The sequence below is a fragment of the Pseudarthrobacter humi genome (assembly GCF_024294965.1).
GTDB classification, from domain to species: domain Bacteria; phylum Actinomycetota; class Actinomycetes; order Actinomycetales; family Micrococcaceae; genus Arthrobacter; species Arthrobacter humi.
In genome coordinates this window covers 62,400-69,713 of record NZ_JANCLV010000017.1, presented here as the reverse complement: position 1 = coordinate 69,713, position 7,314 = coordinate 62,400, and the positions used below count along the sequence as shown (strand labels likewise).

At 67.7% G+C, this 7,314-nt stretch carries 5 protein-coding genes; 1 reads left to right on the top strand and 4 read right to left on the bottom strand.

What is annotated here, in order from left to right; translation table 11 throughout:
• Nucleotides 1-139 precede the first annotated feature (139 nt).
• From NFC73_RS18520 to NFC73_RS18510, 3 genes are all read right to left on the bottom strand, one after another.
• Complete coding sequence (locus NFC73_RS18520) at nucleotides 140-3,217, bottom strand: AAA family ATPase (protein WP_254752614.1); 3,078 nt, start codon at nucleotides 3,215-3,217, stop codon at nucleotides 140-142.
• Complete coding sequence (locus NFC73_RS18515) at nucleotides 3,214-4,395, bottom strand: exonuclease SbcCD subunit D (RefSeq protein WP_254752612.1); 1,182 nt, start codon at nucleotides 4,393-4,395, stop codon at nucleotides 3,214-3,216. The genes NFC73_RS18520 and NFC73_RS18515 overlap by 4 nt, the downstream gene beginning before the upstream one ends.
• Before the next feature lie 71 nt (nucleotides 4,396-4,466).
• Entirely contained in the window at nucleotides 4,467-5,480 is a 1,014-nt protein-coding gene (locus tag NFC73_RS18510) for an MIP/aquaporin family protein (RefSeq protein ID WP_254752610.1), read from the bottom strand.
• 142 nt (nucleotides 5,481-5,622) lie between these two features.
• On the opposite strand from NFC73_RS18510, the gene NFC73_RS18505 reads away from it, so the two are divergent.
• Nucleotides 5,623-6,705 carry an ADP-ribosylglycohydrolase family protein gene (locus tag NFC73_RS18505; RefSeq protein ID WP_254752608.1) on the top strand — a complete coding sequence of 361 codons (1,083 nt, stop codon included), beginning with the start codon at nucleotides 5,623-5,625 and terminating at the stop codon, nucleotides 6,703-6,705.
• Here the strand turns inward: NFC73_RS18505 and NFC73_RS18500 are convergent.
• A complete protein-coding gene (locus tag NFC73_RS18500) occupies nucleotides 6,692-7,210 on the bottom strand; it encodes a DUF4395 domain-containing protein (protein WP_254752606.1) in 519 nt (172 codons plus the stop codon). The genes NFC73_RS18505 and NFC73_RS18500 overlap by 14 nt on opposite strands.
• Nucleotides 7,211-7,314 lie beyond the last annotated feature (104 nt).

Here is a 7,314-nt window from a genome sequence, read left to right as displayed (position 1 = left end):
TGCACCGACCTGCTCACCCTCACCACGGCCAAGCAAGGCCCCAAGAACCAACCATCAATCCGGGCAAAATCAAATGATTCCACGATGAAAGCTACGCGGGCATCTTGACATGATTCCTCGGGGCCTGGCATGGCCCCCGTCACACCAGCCCTTCGGCGGCATCGGAAATGCGGAGCGTGGAACCGTTCCGGCCCTTGAGGACCTGGAGCTGGGTTCCGATACGCTGTTTCATTTCCCCCACATGGCTGACGAGACCCACAACCCGCCCGCCGTCGCGAAGGCCTTCGAGGGCATCCATCACCTGTTCCAGGGATTGTTCGTCCAGGCTGCCGAAACCCTCGTCCACAAAGAGCGTCTCGATCTGGATGCCGCCGGACTCCTGCTGCACAACGTCGGCCAACCCCAAGGCGAGTGAGAGGGACGCCATAAAAGACTCGCCGCCGGACAGGGTGGAGGTATCCCGGCGGTGCCCCGTCCACTGATCCACGACTTCCAGGCCCAACCCGGATTTCGCGCCCCGCGCGGCCTTGGCGTCTGAATGCTGGAGCAGGTAGCGGCCATCGCTCATGGCCACCAGGCGTTCGGAAGCAGCCAACGCCACCTGTTCGAGCCGTGCCGCGAGGACGTAGCTGTTCAGGCTCATGCGGTACGTGTTGTCTCCTCGGCCTACGGCGGTATCAGCCAGGGCTGTCAGCAACCGGGCGCGTTCCCGCGGAACCCGCCCGGAACCGGCAAGCCGTTCGTAGTCATTGCGGACAGCGGCCAGCGATTCCACACAGCGCACGGCCATGCCGGCGGCGAGATCGGCGGCACGTGCCTCCTCCCCGGCCTGCTCCGCGGCGGCTTGCAGCTCGGCAATGAGGGCTTCGTCCACCGCGGGATGGGCTGCGGCCTCCGTCCGTGCCAGCAGCAGATCCTCGGATGTGAACAGCTCGGCAATCCGCGCCTGTTCGTCGTGGCCGGCCCGGACCTTAGCCAGCAGGGCATCGGCGTCGGTGGCCGACAGCAGCTGCGCCCGGGCTTCACCGTCAGAACTGAAACCAGCCTCCGGCAACGCCAGGTCAAGCTGGATCCGCGCTTCCTCGGCCCTGGCCCTGGCCCTGCTGAGCAAGGCCTGGGCCTCCATGGCCTTCTCCAGTGTGGCGGCAGCGTCCTGCAGCGACCGCAGCCGGCGTGTGAGGCTGCGGTGGCCGCCGCGCAGGGCAGAGAGCGCCTCGTTAAGCGACGCCAGCTGGTCCTCCAGTCCCGACAATTCAACGGTGACCTGCGCGAGTTCGGATGCCGCGCTGTGCCTGGCATTATCCGCTGCGGTAAATCTGGCGTCGGCTGCCTCCAGCTGCTGCCGGAGGTCAGCGAGGTCTTTCACCGCCAGCTGCGACTCTCCGGCGGCGGCGCGGGCTGTCTCGAACGCTGACATCGCATCCTTTTCGGGGGTGTCCCCGCCCTGGCCTTCAAGAACAGCCACCAACTGGTTCGCGTCGCCCAACTCACTGGCCCGCGCGGCCAGATCCTTCTCCGCAGACTCATGGTCGTGCTGGGCGGCTTCCTCGGCCTGGCTGAGGCCCAGCGCTGACGCCGCAGCCTCGGCGGGAGCCGGGTGGTCCGCACTGCCGCAAACCGGGCAGGCTTCACCCTCGGCCAGCTGGGCGGCGAGTTCGGCGGCGGCGTTGGCGAGTCTGACCTCGCGCAGGTCCAGCCAGCGGAGTTTCTTCTCAAGCTGGATCTCCCGGGACGCCAAGTGGCGCTCGGTGGCGAGCCCCTGCGCCGCGCGTGCAGCCGCGGAGCGCCGGACGACGTCAAGAAGTTCCTCAGCCGCAGCGGCTTCCTTGGCGTGCAGGATGGCGGCTGAGGCCAGTTCCGCCAGGGGCTCCAGGCGTGCCGTCAGGGTTTCCTGCTCCGTGCGGAGGGCCTGCAGCGAAACGCCCAGGTCAATGTCCCTTTGGGTGAGTTCCTGCTGCTTCGTGCTGAGTGCGGCACGCCTGGCAACGAGTGAATGGAGGCGTTCTTCGTCCGGCAGCCTGGCCTCCACCACGGCCAGCAGGGACCGGAGCCGGCTGAGCTCACCGGCGATGTCAAGGGCTCCTGCGGCGGAGAGCCCGCCATCGGAGGGGTCCGCATCCAAGGCGCCAAGGTCCAGGTGGTCCAGTTCGGGGTCTTCATCGGCCGCCATGCGCAGCAGTGTGATGGCGGATTCCATGGCTCCCGCCGCGTGCCGGACCTGGGTCTGGCTGGACTGGACAGCATGCAGCTGGCCCGAGAGCACCTCGGCGCGGCGGTGCTGTTCGAGCCGGGCGGCATGGACCTCCAGTGACGGCAGGGCTGCCTCTGCGGCTGCCTTCCGGGCCTCGGCGGCGGCCAGTTTACGGTGCCGTTCCCGCCGCGCGGACTCGCTCTCCAGCCGGCCGGAGGTGTGCCTGCTGACAGCTGCTGCGGCCTCCGCCGCGGCAGCCAGTGCCCCTGCGCGGCGGGCCACCGATTCCTGCAGCCATTCGATCCGGGCAGAAGACTCTTCCTGGGCAGGAGCTGCAAAATCGTCAATGGCCAGCGCAGCGGCCTCGGCTTCCGCCCGCGCCGCCAGCAGCTCAAGCTCCGCGTTCAGCCGGGCAACATCGTTCCGCGCGGCCTGTGCCTGCGCCGCCAATTCCTTTTCCAGGGCCTCGAACCGCTGGGTGCCGAAGAGCTTCTGCAGCAGTTCCAGGCGATCGGCTGCCTTGGACCGCAGGAAGGCGGCAAAATCGCCCTGCGGCAGCATCACCACGCGCGTGAACTGTTCCCGGTCCATTCCCAGCAGGGCGGTGATTTCAGCGCCGGCTTCGTCGTTGCGTCCGGATCTCTCCGTCCACGTCCCGCTGATGCGTTCCCGGAGGAGCGTTTTGGCCTGCTGTGTGGTGAAGCCGTTCTTTCCGCGGGCGCTGGGTTTATCCCAGGCGGGCGACCTGGTGACTTCGAAGTGGCGGCCCTGGGCGGAAAACTCGCAGATTACCGCCGGTTCGAGCGACGGTTCGGCATGATCGCTGCGCAGGCGCTTACCTTCCTGGCGCGCCCCGGGCACGGATCCGTACAGCGCAAAGCAGACGGCGTCCAGCACGCTGGTCTTCCCTGCCCCCGTAGGCCCGTTAAGGAGGAAGAGTCCGTGGGCGCTCAACCTGTCGAAGTCGATTTCCTCGGTACCCGCAAAGGGCCCGAAGGCGGAGATAGCAAGGCGGTGGATCCTCATAGCGATGCCTCCGTCAGGCGTACGTTGTCCAGCGCCGCGGCAATGGCCGACCGCTCGGCGTCGTCCGCGTCCCGCCCCCGCACATGATCGAGGAATCCGCAGCAGAGCGAGAGATCATCCTGGGCTTCGGCGAGCCGACTGCTGTAGCTCTTGGACGCCTTGACGGCGCCGCCCTGCGGATCAAAGCCGAGGACCAGCGTGTCCGGAAACCGGGCCCGCAGCCGCTCCATGGCCTGCGCCGGCCGCTGCTCATCCGTCAGAGTGACCTGGCAGTACGCCCCTTCAGCCCAGGAATGTTCCGCGGACTCCAGGAGCTCCGAGATCTCGCCGCGGAGTACGGCCAGCTTCCGCGGGGCTGACCACGACAGTTCCGATACGCCGCTCACACCGTCCGGGCCGACGTCGATCAGCCAGCTTCCCTTGGCGTGTTTGGCTTCGGAGAACGAGTAGGCCAGGGGCGACCCCGAGTACCTGACCTGCGGCGACAGGGTCTGGCGGCCGTGCAGGTGCCCCAGCGCGGTGTAGCTGAATCCGTCAAACAGGTCCAGGGGCACGGCTCCGACTCCCCCGATGCTGAGGTCCCGTTCGCTGTCTGAGCTGATCCCTCCGCTGGCGAACGTGTGGGCGAGGACCACCGAATGGACGGTTCCCGCAGCGCTCCGCTCCGCGAGGTCTGCCCGGATGCGGTCAGTGGCGGCGCGGGTGACGTCGAAGTGGCTGGCCGTTTCTGCACCGAGTTGTTCGGCGACGAGGCGCGGTTCCAGCCAGGGGATTCCATAGATGGCCAGGACAGCACCGGGCGTCCCGCCGTCATCCGTTTCCAGGGGCAGGACGACTGGCTGGTCCAGGTCCGCCAGCCTGGTCCGCAAGTGGACGCCGCCACGTTCCAGCAGCCGGGACGCGAAGCCCAGCCGGATGGCGGAGTCGTGGTTTCCGGAGGTCAGCACAACTGTAGCGCCGGTCGCCGTGAGCCGCACCAGGGCATCGTCCAACAGCCCCACGACGTCGACGCCGGGCAGGGCGCGGTCGTAGACATCGCCGGCGATCAGGACAACGTCAACGGCGTTTTCGGTGACAGCGCTGACAAGCTGATCAACAAATGACCGTTGGGCGTCCAGCATCCCGACGCCGTGGAAGGACCTGCCCAAGTGCCAGTCCGATGTGTGCAATAACCGCATATTCTTACGCTAGCGGCTGCCACCGACAGTTTAGGGAACCGCCGCAACAGGCCGCGGCCCAGCCGGGCCAGCTAGCCGCGCTTTCCGTCGAAGAATTCCTGGGCTTCGTCGCGGCCGTCCGGCTTGTCCGCGGCGGTCTGAGCCGGTGCGGGCTTGGCCGGAGCGGCTGCCTTGGCGGGCATCGCAGCGGACTCGTCGGCCACGTCGCCATCGACGTCGGCATCCTCGTCGTCGTCGAAATCCTCAACGTCGTCGGCCTCACTGCCGTCATATACTGACCCGTCAGCGGTTGATCCAGCGGCCGAAGCAGTAACGGCACCAACCGGCTCGGCGAACCCACGGAAGACCAGCCCGGCGATGGCCGCGCCCGCCAAGGGAGCGACCCAGAAGAGCCACAGCTGCTCAAGGGACCAGCTGGAGCTGAAGACGGCCGAGGCCGTGGCGCGGGCGGGGTTGAACGGCGCATTGCCCACGGACAGGCCCAGCTGCAGCAGGACAGCGATGGCGAGGCCCACCGCTACGGCGGCCGCCGTTTTGTTGACGTTGTTGCGTGCGGTGGTGCCCAGGAAGACTGCAACCAGGATGGCGGCCCCGAGCACTTCCAGCAGGAGCACGCCGGAGAGGGGCGCCTGGATGATGGAATGTTCGCCGAATCCGGCGGTCACGGTGTCGAACGCCGTGCGGCTGTCCTGGATGCCCGGCAGGGTCCGAAGAATGCCGAAGAGTGCGAGGGCGCCGAGAAGTGCGCCCACCAGCTGCGCGCCGATGTAAGCGGCGGCGTCACCGAGCCGGATCCGGCCGGCGACGGCGTGGCCAACGGTCACGGCCGGGTTGAAGTGCCCGCCGGAAACGTAGCCGAACGCCAGCATGGCCGCGGTCACCGCTAGACCTGCTGCGAGCGCGGCCGGCAGCGGGCTGGACTGCGGGATGGAGAACAGCGGCACGCCCAGGCCTGCCACCACAATGAAAAGGCTGCCAAAGGCTTCGGCAGACAGCCTGGACACCAGACCGTGCCGGACTTCGGCACCGCTGCCGGCAGTCAGCCCGGAGGCGGGATCACGGTGGACGGGCACAGGCGTGGTCATGGTGGGGCAATCCTTATCGTTGGGGTTTGGTGCCTTTGCATTCTGCCAAGGGATTCTGGGCGTTGGCTGAGTCCGAGCTTAGTGGACGGACGGCGTGGCGCCCCGGCGCCTTCCACCTCCACCCCACGGTAAATTTACTGTCATGAGCATTGAACCGGGCGCCGTTGCCGCGCCCCCGCTGAAGTCCCGCATCCACGGCTGCCTCCTGGGCGGCGCGCTGGGAGACTCGCTGGGCTACGTGGTGGAGTTCGAACCGATCGAGGCCATCCGCCAGCGCTTCGGCCCCGCGGGCCTGACGGATCTGGCAGCGATCGACGGCGGCAGCCACTTTTCGGACGACACGCAGCTGACGCTGTACACCGTGGACGGGCTCGTTGAGGTGCTCGAATGGGCCAATGACGGCGTGGGCGCCGATGCGAATGCCTGCCTGTGGCTGGCCTACCTCCGCTGGCTGGCCACCCAGGGCGAGTCCGTACCGCCGCAGGCCCCGGCCCAGCCGCCGCGGTGGATCGACGGCAACGAGGTCCTAAGGCACCGCCGCGCCCCGGGTAACGCATGCCTCAGCGGGCTGGCCACGGGTGAAATGGGAACGGTCTACCGGCCCGTGAACCCGGACTCGAAGGATCGCGGAACAGTGATGAGGTCGGCCCCGTTCGGCCTGATTCCCTTCATAGCGTCCGACGCCGTCTACAAGTTGAGTGCCGACGCCGCCTCCCTGACGCACGGTCATCCGTCCGCACGGCAAAGTGCCGGCAGCTTCAGCCTGCTGATCCACCGCCTGGTGGCGGGTGACACCCTGGCGGACGCGGCGGCGGCGGTCCTGGCCGAAGTCCGTGGCCTGAAGGATGTGGCGGCGGAACTTCCCGAGCGGCTTGAGACGGCTATCCGCTGTGCGGGAACGGGCGTCCTGTCGCCGGAGGAACTGGTTCGGCAGCTCGGCGCGGGCTGGGTCGCGGAGGAGGCGTTCGCCGTCGGGCTTTACGCCGTCCTGGCCACGGCGCCGGGCACGGACTCCACCCTGTCACCGCAAGACCATTTCCGGGCAGCCGTGGCGCTGGCCGTCAACCACAGCGGCGCCAGCGATACCACGGCATCCATCGCCGGAAACATCCTGGGCGCCTACTACGGCGACGAGTGTCTGCCCCCGGAATGGCTCGACGCCCTCGAAGGGCCGGACGTCATCCGCGGCATGGCCGATCTGCTGGTGGGCGTTACAACCGCTTGAGCGCGACGTTGTTACAGGCCTCGCAGATGTCCTCCGGGATCAGGCCCCGGCGCTGCAGCACTCCGAAGATAACGCAGCCCAGGCAGAATCCGGCGAAGGCCTCCAGGGAGGCGGCCGCAATGAGTACCGCGAGCGCAATCCAGGCGGCAGGGGCGGCACCGGCAAGGAACAGGATCAGCGCCGTCGTGGACACCGCTGCTCCCATGCCCTGGGCAAAACGCTTGGGCGGTCCGGGAACCAGGCGAACGCGGCCCAGACGGGGTGCCAGGACCTTCACGGACAGCAGGGCCAGCGGCGAAATCCGTGGGCCGAAGAGCACCCGGAGCCAGAAGCCCGCGGCGATCAGCACCAGTCCCCAAACGGATCCGCTCAGCAGTGTGGCGCCCGAGAGGAGCACCACCAGGCCGGCGGTGATCCGGGCCGCGTATTCATTGACGGGGTTAGGAAAGGCGAACACGGCGGACCAGTTGATTCCGGTTGTTTGGCCGTCCGTTAGTTTGCTCATCCTGCAAGGCTAGGAGCCGGGCACGCCGCAGGGAAGATTTGTTGCGCCGAATGAACACCGCGCCGTATCCCTGCAGCCGGAACCATCGCATGCGGAAACCGAGA

Coding starts and splice junctions, on each gene's coding strand:
- NFC73_RS18520 (WP_254752614.1), bottom strand. CDS start 3,217: ATGAGGATCCACCGCCTTGCTATCTCCGCCTTCGGGCCCTTTGCGGGT.
- NFC73_RS18500 (WP_254752606.1), bottom strand. CDS start 7,210: ATGAGCAAACTAACGGACGGCCAAACAACCGGAATCAACTGGTCCGCC.
- NFC73_RS18510 (WP_254752610.1), bottom strand. CDS start 5,480: ATGACCACGCCTGTGCCCGTCCACCGTGATCCCGCCTCCGGGCTGACT.
- NFC73_RS18515 (WP_254752612.1), bottom strand. CDS start 4,395: ATGCGGTTATTGCACACATCGGACTGGCACTTGGGCAGGTCCTTCCAC.
- NFC73_RS18505 (WP_254752608.1), top strand. CDS start 5,623: ATGAGCATTGAACCGGGCGCCGTTGCCGCGCCCCCGCTGAAGTCCCGC.